Origin of the sequence: Sphaerisporangium flaviroseum, assembly GCF_039537005.1 — a bacterium.
GTDB classification, from domain to species: domain Bacteria; phylum Actinomycetota; class Actinomycetes; order Streptosporangiales; family Streptosporangiaceae; genus Sphaerisporangium; species Sphaerisporangium flaviroseum.
This window is the reverse complement of record NZ_BAAAZR010000032.1, coordinates 1-19,005: the sequence shown is the minus strand read 5'-3', so window position 1 is coordinate 19,005 and position 19,005 is coordinate 1. Positions and strand designations below refer to the sequence as shown.

General features: G+C 69.6%; 15 protein-coding genes and 1 pseudogene. 6 read left to right on the top strand and 10 right to left on the bottom strand.

The window, feature by feature from the left end; genetic code table 11:
• Positions 1-30 precede the first annotated feature (30 nt).
• The 6 genes from alaS to ABD810_RS30690 all read right to left on the bottom strand — a co-directional run bounded on the left by alaS (position 31) and on the right by ABD810_RS30690 (position 6,672).
• Positions 31-2,697, bottom strand: coding sequence for an alanine--tRNA ligase (alaS, locus tag ABD810_RS30715; protein ID WP_344948421.1), 2,667 nt, complete (start codon positions 2,695-2,697; stop codon positions 31-33).
• Positions 2,684-2,875 carry a hypothetical protein gene (locus tag ABD810_RS30710; protein ID WP_344948418.1) on the bottom strand — a complete coding sequence of 64 codons (192 nt, stop codon included), beginning with the start codon at positions 2,873-2,875 and terminating at the stop codon, positions 2,684-2,686. Before ABD810_RS30710 ends, alaS begins: the two co-directional genes overlap by 14 nt.
• Before the next feature lie 224 nt (positions 2,876-3,099).
• Positions 3,100-3,459, bottom strand: a complete 360-nt coding sequence (locus tag ABD810_RS30705) for a PRC-barrel domain-containing protein (RefSeq protein WP_344948415.1) — start codon at positions 3,457-3,459, stop codon at positions 3,100-3,102.
• Positions 3,460-3,751: 292 nt separating this feature from the next.
• Positions 3,752-4,960, bottom strand: coding sequence for an extracellular catalytic domain type 1 short-chain-length polyhydroxyalkanoate depolymerase (locus ABD810_RS30700; protein WP_344948412.1), 1,209 nt, complete (start codon positions 4,958-4,960; stop codon positions 3,752-3,754).
• Between the two features lie 173 nt (positions 4,961-5,133).
• Positions 5,134-6,036 (bottom strand): helix-turn-helix domain-containing protein, encoded by a 903-nt coding sequence (locus tag ABD810_RS30695; RefSeq protein WP_344948409.1) that lies wholly within the window; start codon positions 6,034-6,036, stop codon positions 5,134-5,136.
• 189 nt (positions 6,037-6,225) lie between these two features.
• On the bottom strand, positions 6,226-6,672 hold the full coding sequence (locus tag ABD810_RS30690; protein ID WP_344948406.1) for a DoxX family protein: 447 nt from the start codon (positions 6,670-6,672) through the stop codon (positions 6,226-6,228).
• A gap of 622 nt (positions 6,673-7,294) precedes the next feature.
• Here ABD810_RS30690 and ABD810_RS30685 point away from each other — a divergent pair.
• Positions 7,295-7,960: a Crp/Fnr family transcriptional regulator gene (locus tag ABD810_RS30685; RefSeq protein ID WP_344948403.1), complete on the top strand. Its 666-nt coding sequence runs from the start codon at positions 7,295-7,297 to the stop codon at positions 7,958-7,960.
• A 111-nt stretch (positions 7,961-8,071) separates the two neighbouring features.
• Here the strand turns inward: ABD810_RS30685 and ABD810_RS30680 are convergent, their stop codons facing one another.
• The 3 genes from ABD810_RS30680 to ABD810_RS30670 all read right to left on the bottom strand — a co-directional run bounded on the left by ABD810_RS30680 (position 8,072) and on the right by ABD810_RS30670 (position 13,028).
• Positions 8,072-11,425: an ATP-binding protein gene (locus tag ABD810_RS30680; RefSeq protein ID WP_344948400.1), complete on the bottom strand. Its 3,354-nt coding sequence runs from the start codon at positions 11,423-11,425 to the stop codon at positions 8,072-8,074.
• A 306-nt stretch (positions 11,426-11,731) separates the two neighbouring features.
• The gene (locus ABD810_RS30675) at positions 11,732-12,181 is read right to left on the bottom strand and encodes a hypothetical protein (RefSeq protein WP_344948395.1); all 450 of its coding nucleotides are present in this window, start codon (positions 12,179-12,181) and stop codon (positions 11,732-11,734) included.
• A 133-nt stretch (positions 12,182-12,314) separates the two neighbouring features.
• Entirely contained in the window at positions 12,315-13,028 is a 714-nt protein-coding gene (locus tag ABD810_RS30670; protein ID WP_344948391.1) for a hypothetical protein, read from the bottom strand.
• 494 nt (positions 13,029-13,522) lie between these two features.
• On the opposite strand from ABD810_RS30670, the gene ABD810_RS30665 reads away from it, so the two are divergent.
• Both ABD810_RS30665 and ABD810_RS30660 read left to right on the top strand, forming a co-directional pair.
• Entirely contained in the window at positions 13,523-14,293 is a 771-nt protein-coding gene (locus ABD810_RS30665) for a cellulose binding domain-containing protein (protein WP_344948386.1), read from the top strand.
• Positions 14,294-14,578: 285 nt separating this feature from the next.
• Complete coding sequence (locus ABD810_RS30660; RefSeq protein ID WP_344948383.1) at positions 14,579-15,550, top strand: recombinase family protein; 972 nt, start codon at positions 14,579-14,581, stop codon at positions 15,548-15,550.
• 37 nt (positions 15,551-15,587) lie between these two features.
• On the opposite strand, the gene ABD810_RS30655 is transcribed toward ABD810_RS30660, so the two are convergent.
• Positions 15,588-15,764, bottom strand: a complete 177-nt coding sequence (locus ABD810_RS30655) for a hypothetical protein (RefSeq protein ID WP_344948378.1) — start codon at positions 15,762-15,764, stop codon at positions 15,588-15,590.
• Positions 15,765-16,334: 570 nt separating this feature from the next.
• Here ABD810_RS30655 and ABD810_RS30650 point away from each other — a divergent pair.
• The 3 genes and pseudogenes from ABD810_RS30650 to ABD810_RS30645 form a co-directional block, all read left to right on the top strand.
• Positions 16,335-16,538 (top strand): hypothetical protein, encoded by a 204-nt coding sequence (locus ABD810_RS30650; protein ID WP_344948373.1) that lies wholly within the window; start codon positions 16,335-16,337, stop codon positions 16,536-16,538.
• Positions 16,539-16,641: 103 nt separating this feature from the next.
• Positions 16,642-16,794 (top strand): annotated as a pseudogene (locus ABD810_RS41160) (helix-turn-helix domain-containing protein); the annotation flags it as partial.
• 201 nt (positions 16,795-16,995) lie between these two features.
• On the top strand, positions 16,996-19,005 hold a 2,010-nt coding region (locus ABD810_RS30645; RefSeq protein WP_344948368.1), incomplete at its 3' end, for an NACHT and WD repeat domain-containing protein.

The following is a 19,005-nucleotide window of genomic DNA, read 5'->3' as shown; positions in this document are numbered from 1 at the left end:
CGCGAGCCGTCCAGCCGCCGGAGCGCCGGATCAGCGGTGCTCCGCCAGGTGGGCGCGGGCGTCGCCCGCGGCGACCGAGAGCGCTTCGGCGAGGCGCTCGGGATGAGGTCCACCCGCACCCGCCAGCGCGCCGTTGCCGCCGGCGCCGCCGCCGACCGCCTTGGCCGCTCCGGCCAGGACGTCGCGGGCCTGGAGCCCGATGCCGGACAGCCCCGGGCTCAACGCGGCGACGAGCATCGCCTTGCCCCCCACGTCCGCGCCGATGACCACGATGCCGCGCTCGTCACCGCGCCGCCCGGCCACCTCGGCGGCCAGCGGCCGTATCTCCTCACCGGCAACGCCGTCGAGACGCTCGGTGACCACCCATCCGCCGTCGACCGGCTGGATGCGGTCGGCGAGCAGATCGGCCATCGCGGCCAGCTCGGCCTTGCGAAGCCGTTCGAGCTGCCGCTGGGCCTCGGCCAGCGTCGCGAGGCGCTGCCTCAGCCGCTCGGGGGCCTGGTCGGGACGGGCGCCGAGCAGTCCCGCGAGCTCGGTCAGCACGACATGCTCGTGGTCGTAGTGGCGCAACGCGTCCGCGCCGGTGAGCGCCTCGATGCGCCGCAGGCTCGCGCCGATCGACGACTCGCCGAGAATGTGCACGGGCCCGGCCTGGGAGCCATGACCCACATGCGTGCCTCCGCAAAGCTCGCGGGAGAAGTCACCGATGTCGACGACGCGCACCTGGTCGCCGTACTTCTCCCCGAACAGCGCGGTCGCGCCCGCCGCCTCGGCCTCCGCCCGGCTCGCCTCCCACACCCGGACGTCGGGGTCGTCGAGCAGGTGGTCGTTCACCAGCGTCTGCACCTCGGCCAGCCAGCCGGGGTCGACGGCGCTGAAGTGCGCGAAGTCGAACCTCAGCCGCCCGGGCTCGACCCGGGAGCCCTGCTGGGCGGCATGGTCGCCGAGGACGCGGCGGAGCATGGCGTGCAGAACGTGGGTGGCCGAGTGGGATCGCGCGATGGCCGACCGGCGCCCGGCGTCCACGACCGCCAGGGCCGGCTGCCCGGTGCGCGGCTCGCCGCTGGTGACCCGGGCCGTGTGGACGTGCAGTCCGTCGATGCCGGGCCGGGTGTCCACGATCTCGAGGACGGAGCCGTCGGAGGTCCGCAGGGTGCCGGTGTCGCCGACCTGCCCGCCCGCCTCGGCGTAGAAGGGGCTGCGGTCGAGGATCACCTCGACCTCCTCCCCCTCGGTCGCGCCGCCGGTCAGCTCGCCGTCGCCGAGCAGCGCGATGAGCCGCGTCTCGGCGGTGGTGGCGTCGTACCCGACGAAGTCGGTGAGCCCGTACCGGGCGGCGACCTGCCGGTAGGTGTCCTGGCGGGCGACCGCGTCGCCCTTCTTGCCGCGGCCCGCCTGCTTGCCCTGGCGTTGCTGGTTCTCCAGCAACGCGGCGAAGGCGTCCTGGTCAACGGTCAGCCCCGCGGCGCGGGCCGCGTCCAGGGTCAGGTCGACGGGGAACCCGTAGGTGTCGTGCAGCTCGAACGCCGTCCGGCCGGGAAGCGCGGGTGATCCCGCCTCCCGGGCGCGGCTGATCGCGCGGTCCAGCAGCCGTGCGCCCTGCCGGAGCGTCCGGTCGAACCCGCTCTCCTCGGCCGTGACGACCTGGAGCACCAGCGAGCGATGCTGTTCGAGCTCGGGCCACGCCGGGCCGAGCGTGTCGATGACGCTGGTGGACAGCGCGGGCAGCACGGGCCCGTCGATGCCGAGCAGCCGGGCGTGGCGGACGGCGCGGCGCATCAGCCGCCGCAGAACGTACCCGCGGCCGTCCTTGGCGGGCAGCACTCCGTCGGCGATGAGGAACGCGGCCGTACGGACGTGCTCGGCGACGACCGGGAAGGACACCGAGGCCTCGCTGCCGTCCCTGCCGGGATACTCGCGTCCGGCCAGCTCCTGGACCAGGTGGAAGGTCGGCGCCAGCAGGTCGGTCTGGCTCACCGACCCGGCGTCCTGCAGGATCGCGGCGAGCCGGTCGAGCCCGAGCCCGGTGTCGATGTTCTTGGCGGGCAGCTCGCCGAGGATCGGGAAACCGGTCTTGCCTGTGCCCTCTCCGCGCTGGTTCTGCATGAAGACCAGGTTCCAGATCTCCTGGTAGCGCTCGCCGTCGACGGCGGGGCCGCCCTCGCGGCCGAAGGCCGGGCCGCGGTCGTAGTGCAGTTCGGAGGACGGGCCGCAGGGTCCGGGAACGCCCATGGACCAGAAGTTGTCCTCCATCCCGAGCCGCTGGATCCGCCCGGGCGGGACGCCGATGCGGCGCCACAGCCGTTCGGCCTCGTCGTCGTCGGTGTAGACCGTGACCCACAGCCGGGCCGGATCGAGATTGAAGTGCCGGGTGAGCAGCTCCCACGACCAGGCGATCGCCTCCTGCTTGAAGTAGTCGCCGAAGGAGAAGTTGCCCAGCATCTCGAAGGACGTCGCGTGCCTCGTCGTACGCCCGACGTTCTCGATGTCGGACGTACGCACGCACTTCTGCAGCGACGTGGCACGCACGTGCTCGGGCACGGCCCCACCGAGGAAGTACGGCTTGAACTGGATCATCCCGGCCCCGGTGAGCAGCAGCGTCGGGTCGGACGGGATCAGCGAGCTGGACGGCACCACGCGGTGATCACGGGCGGTGAAGAAGTCGAGGAAGGTCGAACGGATCTCAGAAGAGCGCATGGAAAGGCCTCACGAGGTCGATGGGACGCCGGCGCACGCCGCCGAGCCGGGCCGAGAACGAAAGCTCGTTCCCCAGCTCGGCGCGGGTAGCTCGCCGCCCCACCTCGTGGAAGGCCATGACTTGGACCAGATCCTGTTCGTGTGACTCGCCCGGTGCCGCGCCGACCGGCGCGATCACGTGTCGCACAGCGTAACCCGCCCCCGCGGAGGTGCACAACGCGGTATCCCGCGCCCAGGGGTGACGCCCGCTGACGTTCAGGGGCGTTGAAGTGGGCGGGCGTCACATTGATCCGGGGGTTTTCTCGCGAGGTTTCCCCGCGGACGGGAAGAGGGGTGAAACCAGGATCCCGAGCACGGTGATGGGCCGTTCGCGTGCACACGAACGGCCCATCCATGTGGTCCTTACATGGCTCCGGGGAGATTTCCGTAATATCCGGCGAGCCTCGCCCGGTAACCCGCGTCCTTGTAGGACTTCTGGTCGAATTCGGGGGCGTTCTTGATTTCCTGCTTGGTGCGGGCCACGTAGATCTTGCGGTCCGGCCGGTTGATCTGGGTGACGACGAGGGCGGGGAGGACGACCTTCTTACCGAAGATCCACGGCCCGGTGTCGACGACGATGTAGCTCTCGCCCACCACGTTGCTCGCCTCGTCCACCGTGCCTATCTTGCCGTCGACGGCCTCCACGTCGAAGCCGACGACGTCCATGGTCTGGTCGGTGCCGTATACGTCGGGCCGGTATGTCCACAGGTTGTCACTGATCATGCTTGGGCTCTCCTCTTCGCTGGTGCGTCGAGCGCCGAACGCCTTGCCAGATGTCGCGAGATCACCACACTTGGTGGGCGAAGGCACGGCTTCAGCTCCGCAATAGTGTCGGTACCCGGACAGGAAGGGCACCACCTCGGCACGAGGTAAAGGCTTCGAATTCCGCGCAGTCACGGCAATGGTTTCCCTCATTCACCGTCACGCGTTTCACCGGATCCGGAAATCAGCGGTTCCCACCCGATTCCCGGGGCGGCGCCGTCGGTCACCCGAGCCCTCAAGCCGGGATGCGAGCCTAGGCACACTGACCGTCCGCGACGATCCAGTATCCGGGACCTGTCTGCTTGAGCGTGTGAATCGTGAAGGTGTTCCACAACCCCATCGAGTCGTTGGAACCGTTCGCGTAGGTGTACCCGCCGGACTGGTGAGCCCGGCCCGCGGTGGTATGAGCGTAGTTACTGGCCGTCACGCACACCGGCGCCACCGTCGGGCTGATCGTCGGAGTCGGTGTGGGAGTGCCGGTCGGAGGAACCACGGAACCGTCCAGCCCGAAGAAGCGGGTGTCACGGTAGGCCGAGCAGATGCTGTCCAGGAAGTAGGCGCCGGCGGTGCCACACTGGTCGGCGGCGGTGCCGGGATCGACGGGGGTGCCATGCCCCGCACCGGCGATCTTGTACAGGCGGACCATGTCGGCGCCGTACTTCTCCAGGGTCGTGCCCGCAGGCAGCGACTCGGACGAGACCGGCGTCTGTGAGACACCGAGGACGTTCGTCCACTGATCACGCAGTTCGATCCCGTTCTTGGGCACCACGACCGCGTCCGACTGCCCGTGCCAGATCGCGACCCTCGGACGCCGTCCCGTGTAGCCGGGGTAGGCGTTGCGCACCAGGTCACCCCAGGCCGCCGGGGTCTTGTCCACACCGGAGTACTGGCAGGTCGAGGTGGACGCGGGCGGGGAGCACCGGTAGGGCAGGCCGGACACGATCGAACCGGCCGTGAACAGGTCGGGGTAGGTGGCCAGCATGACGGCGGCCATCGCGCCGCCCGCCGACAGCCCGGTGACATAGACCCTCGTGGCGTCCAGCTGGTAGGTCCGGGTGGCGTGGCCGACCATCTGGGCCACCGACAGCGCCTGACCCTGGCCCCGGGTGATGTGGGACTCCTGGAACCACTGGAAGCAGTTCGAGGGGAACGCGGCCGAGTCGATCCGCTCGGGGAAGACCACGGCGAAGTGGTGGAGGTCGGCGTACTTCTTCCAGCCCGAGTTGGCGTAGTAGTCGTTCGCCGTCTGCGTGCAGCCGTGCATGGCCACGACGAGCGGCGCGTTGCCGGGAAGGCCATCGGGCCGGTAGAGCCACATGTTGAGGCCGCCGGGGTTGGACCCGAACCCGGTGATCCTGGTGAGCGAGGCCGCGCCGGCGCGGCCGGCCGTGAACTGCGTCACCACCACCGCGGACAGCACGGCCACCAGTAACGTGAGGGATGAGTACAGGAAGCGCTTCACCCTGATCAGCTCCTTCCACGGGAACCGATCTCACGACTGCCGCGAGATGCTGTGACGTCGATCACACCCGTGGTGTTCGCCAAGTTAGATCGCGCCTCGCACGCCGGAAATGTGTGCGGCACCCACAATCGGCGTGGCCCCTGTGGCCCGGGCTGACGCCGGCTCCGGCGAGGTCACAGCTCCTTGAGGATGCTCCGCAGGCGCCTGACCGTCGCGGCCGACGACTCGGCCTCGACACTGAGACGGTTCATCACGTCCCAGTAGTGCATGATCTCGGCTGGCTTGTCGGGGTACAGCGCGCTGGTGAGCTGCTCGAGATAGACGACGTCAGGAAGCTCGTGGGCCGCCAGGCGCAGGATGGTGATGGGCCCGCCCGCCGCGGCGTGGCCGCCGAAGCTGAACGGCATGACCTGGATGGTGACGTTCGGAAGCTCGCCGACCTCGAGCAGGTGCTCGATCTGGGCGCGCATCGTGGCGGCCCCGCCGACGAGCCTGCGCAGCGCCGCCTCGTCGATCACGGCCCACAGCTTCACCGCCTTCGCGCCGGTGAGGATGTGCTGGCGTCTCATCCGCAGGCCGACGCGCCGCTCGACCTCGCCCTCGGCGGTGTCGCGGGCGAGGCGGATGACGGTGCGGGCGTAGTCCTCGGTCTGCAGCAGGCCGGGGATGAACTGCACCTCCCACATACGGATGACGCTGGCGGCCTGCTCCAGCCCGATATAGGGCTCGAACCAGGGCGGCACCACGTCACTGTAGGCCTGCCACCAGCCCGGCATGTTCGCCTGCTCGGCCAGCGCCAGAAGGTCGTCGCGCAAGGCGGCGTCGGTCACCCCGTACAGCGTCAGCAGGTCGGCCACGTCCCGTGGCTTGAACCCCGTGCGCCCCAGCTCCAGACGGCTGATCTTGGTGTCGGACGCCCGGATCTCATACCCCGCCACGGCACGGGTGATGTTCCCCGCCTCACGCAACCGGCGGAGCTGCGCGCCGACGATCATGCGGAGGACGGTCGGCCCGGCCTGCCGATGATCCGGAGTGCGATCGGCGTCAAGATCGTCTGCGGCCAGAAAAGCGCTCATGCTTCCTCTCAGATAGCCAACCCCAACCCCGAATGAGTCTAAGCCTCTCATTCTCACTGAGACCAAAGTGGCGTTATGCAGTTGTTGGCCACTCCTGAGGAAGCGCCGCCCTGACCCGTCCCGCACGCCCGTGGGGATGGTGACGGTTCCGCCGGGATCCGCGGCCCGGGCCCCGGCGGAACCGGTTCCTCAGGTCACCTGAGCCGGGGCGGGGGTGTACGCCCGGAGCTCATCCCGCCGGTGGCGTCTGATCACCGTGTCCAGCGCCCACGTGCCCGGGCCGAGGACGGCGACGAGGAAGAACGACCAGCAGAAGAGCACGGCGAGCTCACCACCGTTGCGCAACGGCATGAGCGCCTCAGGCTGGTGGACCACGAAGTACGCGTACGCCATGGAACCGGACGAGATGAGCGCGCCCAGGCGGGTGAAGAGCCCCACCAGGACGAGGGTGCCGAAGATCACCTGAATGAGGGCGGCCCACCATCCGGGCCAGAGGCCGAAGGGGATGGCCTGGCCCGAGCCGCGGCTGCCACCGAAGACGCCGAAGATCGACGCCACGCCATGGCACAGGAACAACAGCCCTGTCACGACGCGGAACAGGGAGAGCACCGGTCCGCTGAAGCGGTCGAATTGCATGAGATCACCTCTTGGTCTCGTGGTGGCCGGCGGCTGTCGCGGTCACACGGGCGACGGCGGCCGTGCGGGAACGCGACCAGAACGGCCGAGTCACCGATTGGTCACTGAGAGTGATGGTCAGGTGGAGCTCACGATCCGAGGGTGGTGAGGAGAGATACGGGACATCGGCGCAGGCGCCCCGCGGAACGGTTCCGGCCCCAGCCGGGCACAGCCCGCGAACGCCGGCGCAGAGCCCGGGCGGATCCGGCAGAGAGTGCCTCTGGCCCGCATCTTCGCAGGCTCTCGCTGGTATACCGCCCATGGACGGCCGTCCCGCCTTCGTTCGCCGATAGGGGCCGGGCGACGCCCACCCCAGAATCCGGTCCGGGGTACCCCACGTCAACGTGTCAGGGCTCGCCCGCCGGCGAGGGGGCGCTCGACGACCTCGGCGGCCACGCTCTCACCTGCCGTTTCACCGCGCCCCTGTAGATCGCCGCCGAAGGCCGGCGCCGGTGTGCCGCTGAAACTTTCCGGTACGAAGCCACACCGCGTCAAGTGACGTGGGAGCCGCCACGCTAACGCCGCGCAAACGATGCGCTGACGCCACCGCCGCCACGCTCATTCCCAGGTGAAGGAGGAGACCGTGGACGGGTGGGAGAAGGAACTGGCGGAGCTGCGCGGGCGGGTACGACGATGGCCCGCCGGTGCGGACCTGTTCCGGGAGGGTGACCGCTCGGACTGGGTGATGGTGCTGCGGACGGGCCGGGTGAAGGTCACGTGCATGACCGAGGGCGGCAACGAGGTGGTGCTGTGGATCCTCGGCCCCGGCGAGTTGCTCGGAGAGCTGTCGGTCCTCGGCGAGCGGGACCGCGCCGTGTCGGCGACCACCCTCGAACCGGTGACCGGGCTGTCCCTTGCGTCCTCGGCGGTCGCCGGGTTCCTGCGGACGAGACCCGTCGTGGGCGCCGCGCTGCTGCGGCTGCTCGGCCGGCGGCTGCGTGACGCCGAGGAGAAGCTGGTCGAGTTCAGCTCCGTCGACACGCTCGGCCGGGTGACCAGACGGCTGGTCGAACTCGCCGACCGGTTCGGCGCGCGATGTCCGGTGGGACTGCGGATCACCCTTCCCCTGTCGCAGCAGGAACTGGCCGGATGGACCGGATCGTCGCGCATAGCGACCGCCAAGGCGTTGCGCGTCCTCCGTGACCGCGGCTGGATCGAGACCGGCCGCCGGGAGATCATCGTCCGCGACCTGGACGCCCTCCGTCACCGCGCGGGAACGGCGACCGGCCGCCTCGCCGAAGCGAACTGATCCCTGGCGGAACCCGGCGCCGTCATGTCCCAGGGCACCGCCACTGGGGGACCGGACGGCGGGCGGAAGGTCTCGATGCGGGCGGGCATGAGGCGGCGGGGGCCGCGCGGCTCATCGCGGCCGCGTGAGCGGCATCGTGCCGACGCGCCGATGGAGCCGGGCGGCCTGCTCGACATCGCCCAGCGCCTCACGTGACCTGGCCTCGTCGAAGACGATCCCCAGCCTGCGAGCGGCGGCCAGACCCCGCGTGGCGCTCCTCGCCGCCGCCGGACGCCGCCCGGTGAGATGGAGCAGCAGCGCGGCCGCCCAGCCCATGCGGGCGGCGGCGGACGGGGTCCGCCGGGCCAGCCTCGCCATGTGCCGCAGCACCGCGGGGATGGCGGCGTCGGCCATGTCCAGCGCCCACAGCACCTCCGCGATCCCCGCCCACGCCTCGAGAGTGCCCGCCAGCGGCATGTCCGGCCGGTCCGCGGCACACAGCGCGTCATGGACGGCCAGGCGCGCCGTGGCGAGGTCCCCGCCGAGCAGGCAGAGCCGGGCCCGCGCCGTGCCGAGCCGCACCCGTTGGATCGTCGGGATCTTCGCGCCGGCCCGTGCGAAATGGTCCGCGTCGAGCGTGCGCAGCGCGAACGTCGCCTCCCCCGCGGCCTTCAGCACGGCGGCCACGTCGGCCGGTTCGCAGTCGGCGAGCCGCAGCATCGCCTCCGCCTGGCCGGTCAGGCACCAGTAGCCGGACAGCTCGTCTCCCATCCGCGCCACCGACATCGCGGCCACCGCGGCCATCAACGGGACGGCGGTCGCGTAGCGTCCGCGCTGGACCTCCAGGTCGGCGAGCAGCCCGTGGCAGTGCTCGGCGAGGCGGGGTTCGACGGGATGGCTGCGGGCCAGGGTCAGGGCCCGCTGCGCCTCGGCGAACCGTCCCTCCGCGGCCAGTCGCAGCCCCCGGGCCAGGCGGGCGCGGGACACCGCGACAGGGTCCGGCACCTCCGCGATCGCCTCGTCGGCGAGGCGGCCGTAGTGGCGCGACACCCTTTCGCACCCCGCCAGGGCGGTGACGACCGCGAAGTTCGCGTACGCTTCGGCGCGCTCGACGGTCGTACCCGCCCGCTCCGCCATGTCCAGGTGACGCAGCACGGTGAGCAGCATGGTGGCCTGATCCTGCCGGTGGAAGCTCAACTCGGTCAGGAGGGACAGCGTCCGTGCCGCCTCGGTGGCCAGCGCGCGCTCGGGCGCCCTGGGGGCCGCCGCCGCGACGGGAGTCGTGCGGTAGACCACCTGGCGCGCGAGGGCCCCGGCCATCACCATCAGCTTCCCGATCCGGGTCGCCGGGAGCGGCCGATCGGCCACCGCCAGCGCGTCGGTCAGCGCCAGCAGGCTCTCCCCTCCCCTCTCGATCTGGAAGTGGGCGATCCCCGCCAGCCGGTGCCACCGTGCCGCCTCGGCCCCCTGCGCCGTGGACCCTGCCGCGATCATGTCCGAGGCGACCGACAGCGCTTCCTCGTAGTAGTGCCTGCGCAGGCACAGCGTCCAGTAGTCCTCCGCGAACGCCGCACGATCCGAGCCGGCGTACCGCCAGGCCAGCCGGATGTCGTCCATCTCCGGCTCGATCTCCCCGAGCACGGCCGAGTCGGCGTGGTCGCGAAGCCGGGCCGCCCGCTCGCGCAGGAACCGGGCGTACCAGGCGGCGTGGCGGGCCGGTGGCCCGTCGTCGGCGAGACGCGCGACCGCGTACTGCCGTACGAGTTCGTGCACCCGGTAACGGCCGTCATGGTCACGGCGCACGAGGGAATGATCCGTCAGCCGGACGAGGACCACGGCGGTGGTGGCCGCGACCTCGAGCGCGGCGGCGAGCGTGAAGCCTCCGCCGAACACCGAGACGGCGGCAAGGGCCTGCTGCTCCGGCGGGTTGAGCAGCCGCCACGAGGCGTCGAAGACCTGCTTCATGCTGGCGTGCCGCACCGCCGCGGCCGGTGCCGGGTGCTCGAGCAGGTCCGCGGGCGCGCAGGGCGATGTCGCCATGGCGCGGCCGGCGGTGGCCATCGCCGGATCGCCGGCCTCCAGCCGGTCCGCGATCTCCCCGCACGTCAGCGCCCGGGTCAGGCTCGCGGCGAGCTCGATCGCCAAGGGAAGGCCGCCGACGGCCGCGCAGATACGGGCGAGCGCGCACGCGTCGGGGTCGAAGCCGGTGTCGAGCTTCCTCGCCCGATCGACGAACAGCGCCCGCGCCGAGGCGTCCGGCAGGGCCGGCACCTCGTGGACGTGCTCCGCGCAGATGCCCAGCCTGCGCCGCGAGGTCGCCAGGATCCGTACGGCGGGCGCCACCGACAGGATCGCCCCGGCGAGCGGTGCCGCGGCGGGCAGGTGCTCCAGGTTGTCCAGGACCAGGATCATGTGCCGGTCGCGCAGGGCGGCGAGCAGCAGGTCACGTGCCGGCCTGGGAGGCGTCAGGTCGACGCCGATGGCCCCGGCCAATGTCGTCACGACCGCATCGGTCTCCGGCATGGCCGCCTCCGCCTGCCCCCCGCCCGTCGGGGTGACGTGGTCGTTCGGCGGGCGCACTCCGGCGAACGAGACGAACTGCACCTCGGTGTCGGACCGTTCGGCGACGGCGATGGCCAGCCGGGTCTTGCCGGCCCCGCCCGGGCCGGTCAGCGTGAGCAGCCGGACGCGCGGATCTCGCAACCTCGCCGACACCCGCTCGATCTCGGCGTCACGGCCGATCAACTCGGTCAGCGGACGGGGCAGCCTGCGCCGTGAACCCCCGCACGGCCTCCCCGTCTCGACCTCGCCGGCCCGTCCGCTCGGGCCTTTCGACGGCGCCTCCGTACCTGGCCCACCCGCCACCGCTGGAACGGGGGCTCGGTGGCCGGGGGTCGCGATCCGCTGACGGAGCGCCTGGGTATGAGGGTCCGGCGCCACGCCGAGCTCCTGCTCCAGCGTCCGGCGGCACGCCTCGTACTGGGCGAGCGCGCCCGCGCGGTTGCCCATCGCCGAAAGGATCTCGACGATCGACCTGTGGGCGCTCTCGTCCAGCGGATCGATCTCAAGGACGCGCCGCGCGAGCCGTACCGCCTCATCGTGCTCGCCTCGATCGCGCGCCGCGCGGGCCCGCTCGCCGAGCACCCGTGTCGCCGCCTGCTCCGCCTGCCACCGGCGCCCGGCGATCCAGTCGTCGAAGCGGGGGACGTCCGGGATCGCCAGGTCGTCGAGGAAACCGCCCCGGTAGTCCCCCGGCACCGAACCGCGCTGGACCAGGTCGTCCCAGTCGAGGCTGTACGGCCGGCCGCGATCGAAGGCGGCCTGTGTCCGGGTGATCACCAGGTGGTCGCCCACGGCCCGGCGCAGCTCCATCAAGGCGAGCCGGAGGCTCCCGCGCGCGTTGGCCTCCGTCCGCTCGCTCCACAGCAGGCCCGCCAGGGCCGGCCTGGTGTGCGCGGTGCCCTCGACGATCAAATAGAACAGCAATGCCCGCGCCTTCGCGGATCTGATCAAAACGGCCCGGCCGTCCTCCCCGGCTATCGAGGACGACCCGAGCACACGCACGCGTAACCCGTCCATCGCGACCCCCGTCGGCATGACCCCCGTCAAGCGCCCTGATCGTAACTTCCCCTCAGAGCACCAAACAGGTAATTATCCGCAGACGTCGCCGAAACAATTGATTACCCACGACAGGCACCCAAGGCACGCCGAATCACTGGAACGGCGTCCTTGAGTGCCGGTCGCGGCGAGGCCCCCCGTGGTCACGGGCCCACCGGATCGAGCCCGTGTGGATCAGGCCGGGTTGACCTCGTACAGGATGGTGTACTCGGCGTGGTTCAGGTGGTCGAACGTCTCGACCTGGACGCCTTGCCCGGACTCGGCGCTGCTGACGGTGACGCTGCCGAGGAAGTCGTCATTGCCGGGGTCCACATCGAACAACTCCATCGTCGCGGTGCCGGTGAACTGGTGGGTGCCCGTCAGGACGACCATGTCCCCCTTTCCCATGCTGCCGGGACCGAACTTGCTCACCCCGTCGATGAAGAGCTGGGGTTCGTCCTTGCCGACGGAGTCCTGCTTCTTGTTGCATGTCAGCGAGATCAGGTCGATCTCGTAGGTCGTCGTGGTCGCCGCCGCCACCGGCGCCGGCGCCACCGACGCGGACGCGGACGCTGCGGGCAGCAGCGTGCCCGCCAGTGCCATCCCGATCAGCGGTGCCCCCGCCCACCGAAAAACCTTGCGCATGGCCTTTCCTTCCCCTGTGGGTGCGCGCCCGGATACGTTCCGGACGATGGCCACAAGTGCAGCCCAACGGGTCGGCAAGGTCTGTTCAGCCGTATACACGGCCATGGTGTATTTCGATACGTTCCGCCCCGGCCTATACGCGTGATCGGGACAGCGAGTGGCCGAGCCGTACGAATCCCCGGACGGCCAGGAGAGCGACGCCCATGAGCACGATGTAGGTCGGCAGGCCCACCGCGATCTGACGGCCCAGTTCCACGGGCACGCTCACCGGCACGGCGAACGCCTGCGGAGCCTGACCGTTCCCCCACATCTCGGTGACCGTGTCGGCGAGCCAGGTGCCGCGTCCCACCAGCAGGTCGTGCAGGAACGGCCCCGGAGCGGTGACCAGGGCGAACATGACCCCGCCTGCCAGCGCGTACAGCACCGGGCGGATGGTACGCGCCGCCTGGGCACCCCCCGGCGGCAGCGAGGCCACGGTGGCCAGCGGCAGGATGACGGCGAGCGCCGGGGCGAGGCCGATGAAGCCGGCCGTGGAGTCCAGCAACCAGTGCTGCCAGTGGCTGATCGCCGGACCGCCCTCGCCGAGGTGGACGGCGTGGTACCAGAACATGATCGCGCCACCGCCGTACGCCAGGATGACCATGGAGATGAGCAGCCCCACCCAGGCCAGCGGGGTGCGGTAGAACCCGAGGACGATCGCGAGCAGGTGCCGCGGCCTGGCCGCGCCGCGGAGCAGGCCCATCACGCCTGTGTCCCGGGGGTCGACGAGGACCGTGGGCCCGGTCCCGCCGCTCCCGGCGGGACCGAAGGCCAAGTGTGCGCTGACCGGTGTCTTCCGTACGTCCATGTCTGGCTCCGGGGTCGCTTATCTCGGTTGCGATATACGGCTCGGCACGGCGAAGTGGACGCGGTTGAACGGCGTCAACAGATATGTGATCGAATATGCCGATGCCGGAGATCGGCCGCCACACGGCGTGCGGGCGATCGTGCTCAGTGCCGGAATGCGGATATCCATCCTTGCGAGCCGGCCGGCGGAATCGCTTACCAACGGACTATATGCACTTTTACAAAGCGACATATCAATAGTCAGATCATTTAGTGAGCGAAATGTTTCGACGACCGGCCGCGACCGGACTTCCGCCAGGCCAGTGCGGTACGGCCGCGAATCCCCCCAGGGGTCGTTCACACGGAACGCGATGAAAGCTACATCCCTGATCGAAATGCGATTGCCGGAGCGCGCGGCATCGGGCGAGCGCGACCAACGGCGGCGCGTTCACCTCGGCCGGCACGACCACGACCACCTCCTTCACCCAGCCCATCACCGGGCTGTTGCAGTTCAAGGTGCGAGCACGCGACACGGCCGGCAACACCTCCGCCTTCACCGAGCCGGTCAGCATCGTGCCGCCGCCGTGCCCGACCATGCCGCCGCCCGACACGCAGGCGCCCACCACACCGGGTACGCCGACGGCGAGCGCCACCTGCGGCTCGGTGACGCTGAGCTGGACCGCGTCGACGGACAACGTGGGCGTCATCGGGTACGAGATCTGGCGCGCGCCCGGCACCACCGGCGGCACGTTCGTCTCCGTGGGCACCTCGACGACCACGTCGTTCACGCAGTCCGGTGTGGGGATGTTCCGCTACCAGGTCCGGGCCCGTGACGCGGCCGGGAACACCTCTGCCTTCACCTCAACGGTCACCGCCGCCGCCCCGGCCTGCCCGGAACCCCGTCCGACCTGCACGGCGGTGTACAGCCAGGTCGGCAGCTGGTCCGGCGGATCCCAGGGAAAGGTGACGGTGACCAACACCGGCACCACCGGCACCACCGGGACCACCGGGACCACCGGGACCACCGGGACCACCGGGACCACCGGGACCACCGGGACCACCGGGACCACCGGGTGGACGGTGACACTCACCTTCCCCGACGGTCAGCGGATCACGCAGATCTGGGGCGCCCGCACCGACAGCACCGCCGGGCCGTACACGATCACGAACGAGAGCTACAACGGAGCGCTGGCCCCCAGCGGGTCCACCACGTTCGGCTTCCTGGCGACCTCGAGCGGCACCGCCACCCCGCCCACCGCGACCTGCACCCCGATCCCGTCGAGCTGACCCGTCCTCCGTGTGAGCCCCGGGGGCTGTCCAGTAATCGGCCTGTGACCACGCGACCTTCGCCGTCGGCTCATTTCGGCCTTCGGGGAGAATCGGACCGGATTTTGGCGGTAGAAGATTTGAGGCAGGAGCGGGCCAGCGCCTCGCAGAAACGTTCCATTCTGAGAACTTGAGCGCACGCCTCCGCGCGAGGGCCTCGAAGAGGCGGATTTCCTCTCAGAACTCGTTCTCACTCAAACACGGAGTCGGCTCCGTTCTGAGAAATGTTTGTGAGACGATTCGAGGGTGGTTGATCTTCCCGGCTCCCCCGACTCCGCTACCGACCTGACCGACGCCGACGAAGTCGAACGGCAGCCGTGTCCGCGATGCGGCGTCGAGCCCGGATCGCCCTGTAGATCCCGATCTGGCGCCGTCGCCGGGACCTATCACACCGGCCGCTTCACGAAGGTCGCCCGGCTCGCCAAGCGCCTGCGGGTGCAGACTCCCGCCAACCGCGGCCCCGGCCAGCCGTGGCGGCCCGGCACCCCGCCGCCCGAGGCCCTCCCGGCCGACGGACCGTCCGCCGACATCAGGATCGGGTACGCCCGCTGCTCGACCTTCACCCAGGAACTGCAGTCGCAGTTCGACGCGCTCGCCGCGCATGGCATCCCGCGAGACAAGATCTTCAGCGAGAAGATCTCCACCAGAGTGCGGGTCCGCCCGCAGTTCGAGGCCGCGCTGACCGCCGCCCGCCAGATCAAGGCGCACGCCCCGCACTGCCGCGTCATCATCACCGTGTACGAGATGAAGCGGCTGGGCCGCGACGCCGCCGAACTCACCGCCCTGGCCGATCACCTCACCGCCCATGGCCTGGTTCTGGAGATGCTCGCCGGGCCGCTGCCCGGAATCTACGACCCGAGCGGACCGGGCAGGATCCTGTTCGCCTTCTTCGCCGCCATGGCCGAGACCGAGCGCGAGAACATCCGCGAGGCCACCCTCGAAGGCCTGGACGCCGCTGCCCGCAAGGGCAAGCACGGCGGCCGCCCGCCCGTCATCACCGACGACATGCTCCACACCGTGCTGCGGCGCCGCGCTGTCGGCGAGACCGTCGAGCAGATCCGGCCCGACCTCATCATCCCGACCGGCAAGCGCAAGGGCCTTAATCCTTCGATCGCCAGCATCTATCGCGCCCTGGCCGACCACGACAAGACGCAGGCCTACCCTGAGGCCCTCGCGCAGGCTCGCGCCGACCTCGCCGCCCTGCAGGCGGGCCGATGACCGCCGGGTACGACAGCCGCGGATAGTCGGGCCCAGGTCAGGGCAGGCTCTCCACCCATCGGTGGGTGATGACGGTGATCAGCTCCCGGGCCTTCTCGATCGTCAGCGGGTCTGAGCCCGTCCGGCCCGCCAGGCGGGCGTGCCGGGCGGTGGGGCCGCCGAGCTCGGGCCGGTTGCAGTTCTCGGTCAGCTGGTTCAGGTCCTTGCGGGTCACCTATCCCGTGGTGTCGAGCTTGACGGGTTTGATGTTGGCCTTGATGATCTCGAAAACCAGCGGTCGCCAAAGAAGTTGGTCTGGCAGACGTGGCCGATTTGTCCGCGGAGGGGACCCCTGGGGCAAATCAGGGGTCCCCCTTTGGATTTCCGTCTGGAACCAGCAGACGAAAGCAGAAGCCTCTAGGGATCCTGCGTAATCTCACGATTCCCTGGTCGGGAGCTGTCCTGCAAGCTAGTGGGAGCATCGCGGACGTCTGAACAATCCGGCCGCAACTGACCTGCGCAAATGCGAATTGTTCACCGCTAAGGCGAGCACTGTCCCGCAAGCCGCAGGAAGAGCCCCCGGGTTGTTCACCAAATCGTCCGGCAGCACTGCGAAACGACCATAGATGATCGGTTGTTCGTGTTTGCCAGCCTGAAGGTGCTTTCCCCGCTGATGTTGTCGACAGAGACGCCCCGAGATTCCAGGATGTAGGCGAAGCGTCAGTGGTCACGTTGAGGGCAAACAACGTGACCACGTGTTGCAGCGCCTCGGGAACCAGCGGATGAGAGTGGAGGGAGATCAGTCATGGAGTTCCGGTCTGACGGGTCGGGGGTCTGTATTCCTACCCCCTGGACGCAGGTGGTTGTTCTGGTGGTCATCTTGATGGCCGTCATCGTTCTCGTGCGGTTCGGCTACGAAGCCACAATCGCACTCGGCATCATCGCCGCCACCGTCCCTGTGGTGCAGGGCATCTGTCACCTTCGGGGCGATCAGCCTGACGCGCGGTGATCGATCGGGTCATGGGCCTGCACTGAATCGGTGAGGAGAGGGAGCGTTGGGGCGCCCTGAGAAGCCGATCGATCCGCGCTCTGGTCCACTTGCCGCATTCGCCATGGCGTTGCGGGAGCTGCGAGCAGAGGCCGGGTTGACCTACCGGGAACTCGCTCAGCGCGCACATTACGCATCAGGCGCGCTGAGCGAGGCCGCAAGCGGTGATTCCCGACCCACCTGGGAGGCAACTTCTGCGTTCGTCCGGGGGTGCGGTGGTGATCCCAAGGAGTGGCTGTCGCGTTGGGAGGCGGCCGCTCCTGAGCCGGTGGGCCAGGGCACGAAGGCTCCGGCATCGGAGTCTGATAGTGCTGCGTCAGGCCTGGGCTGGAGAGACGGGCCGGCGAACGTTGGGGACTGGGATCCCGGTGGGACTGCGTTGGGCTCAGTGACGGATCCGCGGGGATTCCAGCGTGCGTTGCTCGGGCAGAAGGTGCTGGCTGGTGATCCCTCGCTACGGGCACTGTGCGCGCTGGCCCGTCGGCATGGGTATTTTCTGGCGCGTACGACGCTGAGCGAGGCGTTGAAGTCCAGCGAACGGCTGCCGTCGTGGCAGACTGCGGAGGCCTTCCTGGCCGCGTGTGGGGTGTCGGCAGAGGAAATCAAGGACTGGCAGTCCGCTTGGGAACGGGTCAGGTTCGACCATCGGCGCGACCGGGGAGAGCCGAGTGCCCAATGGCGAGATGTGTGCCCCTACCCTGGGCTCGCCTCCTTCACCGCAGCCGACGCGGAGGTGTTCTACGGCCGCGAGAGCATGTCCGCTCAACTCATCGAACAGCTCTCCAGCCGACTGGCCGGGCCCAGTGTGCTCGTGGTGACCGGCCCTTCAGGGGCGGGCAAGTCCTCGCTGCTCGGTGCTGGCCTGCTCCCAGCGATCGACCGAGGGGCTCTAGGTTCCGAGGCCAGGCACTGGCCTCAGCTACTGATCACCCCAGGGCAGGCGCCGTTGCGTGAGCTGGCCGCCGCGTTCGCCCGGTTCGCCACCGTAAGTCCCCGTGCCTTACAGCAGACCATGGCCGATGACCCGGACCGGGCGTATGAACTGCTCCGGTCGATCCTCATGGCCAGCGACCCTGCCGACCGTGGCGTGGAAGCGAGTGGCCGCAGGCGGATGATTCTTGTCATCGACCAGTTCGAAGAGGTATTCACCCACGCTACACAAGGTGATCGTGACACCTTCATCAAGGCGCTGCGGTCCATAGCCTCCTCACACGACGATGCGGACCCGCTAGCGGTAGTAGTCCTCGGCGTGCGTGCCGACTTCCTCGCAGACTGCGCCGCATGCCTGCCCTTATGGGACGCGTTGAGATCAGGAATCTTCGTTGTCGGGCCCATGACCAGGACAGACATCCGTCAGGCCGTCGCTGGGCCAGCTGCCGTGGCCGGCCTGACCTTGGAACCCGGCCTGGTCGACCTGGTCCTCTCTGACATGGTTTCGACCGACCCCTCCGGCGATATGGCGGCTGGAGCACTACCGCTGCTGTCCCAGGCATTGAGCCGCGCCTGGCAGCGCAAGGAAGGGGACACCCTCACCATCGCGGCCTACAGGAGCGCCGACGGTCTCACCGGGAGCATCGCATCCCACGCTGAGGAGGTGTACCAGCGCCTCAGCTCAGGCCAACGGTCGGCCGCCCAAGCCCTGCTGTGTGCGATGGCGGCGGTCACCGAGGACCAGCGCGTCATCCGGCGCTCCATCGACCTGCACACCCTCGACCTGTCAGGCCCCGACAGCGACCTGAGCACCGCTTTGGAGGCACTCACCAGTGGCCGGCTGATCGTGGTCGACGAGGACACCGCCAGCCTCATCCACGAGGCCCTCTTATACGCGTGGCCTCGCCTCCGGAACTGGATCAAGGACAACATCGATCAGATCCGCGTCCAGGCTCAACTCCACAACGACGCCACCGTGTGGGCCACCAACCATGGTGACCCCGCCTACCTCTACAGAGGGACTCGGCTGGAGTTAGCCCAAGCCGGGATCAGCCAGCCAAACTCCGATCTGACGGCCCGTTTCCTGCGCGCCTCCCGGCGGGCCCATCACCGACGACGAAACCTCATCAGAACAACCGCCGTCGTCCTTACAGCCATATCCGTCTCTACCGCGATCTTCGCTATGCAAGCGAGGAACCTGGCGGTAGGACAACGCAACACCGCGATCTCCGAACGGATCGCCCTAGCCCGGCAAGGCGTCACAGATCCCACCCTTTCCGCCCTTCTCGCCGTAGCCGCCTGGCGGATCGCACCCAGCAGCGCAGCCCGCAATGCTCTCACGACAGCGCCCCTCAGCCAGGGCCAGGTCACCATCTCCAGCATCGCCGCTCAGAGCCTTGCCATCAGTCCGGACGGAAGGATCTTGGCCACCGTCAGCAACGACGGAACCGTACGGCTCTGGGACGCAGCGACCCGCCAGCCGATCGGCAAGCCCCTG

What these genes read in the sequence shown, in the direction of transcription:
- alaS (WP_344948421.1), bottom strand. Translation starts at nt 2,697, where the DNA reads ATGCGCTCTTCTGAGATCCGTTCGACCTTCCTCGACTTCTTCACCGCC.
- ABD810_RS30705 (WP_344948415.1), bottom strand. Translation starts at nt 3,459, where the DNA reads ATGATCAGTGACAACCTGTGGACATACCGGCCCGACGTATACGGCACC.
- ABD810_RS30695 (WP_344948409.1), bottom strand. Translation starts at nt 6,036, where the DNA reads ATGAGCGCTTTTCTGGCCGCAGACGATCTTGACGCCGATCGCACTCCG.
- ABD810_RS30690 (WP_344948406.1), bottom strand. Translation starts at nt 6,672, where the DNA reads ATGCAATTCGACCGCTTCAGCGGACCGGTGCTCTCCCTGTTCCGCGTC.
- ABD810_RS30675 (WP_344948395.1), bottom strand. Translation starts at nt 12,181, where the DNA reads ATGCGCAAGGTTTTTCGGTGGGCGGGGGCACCGCTGATCGGGATGGCA.
- ABD810_RS30670 (WP_344948391.1), bottom strand. Translation starts at nt 13,028, where the DNA reads ATGGACGTACGGAAGACACCGGTCAGCGCACACTTGGCCTTCGGTCCC.
- ABD810_RS30650 (WP_344948373.1), top strand. Translation starts at nt 16,335, where the DNA reads ATGGAGTTCCGGTCTGACGGGTCGGGGGTCTGTATTCCTACCCCCTGG.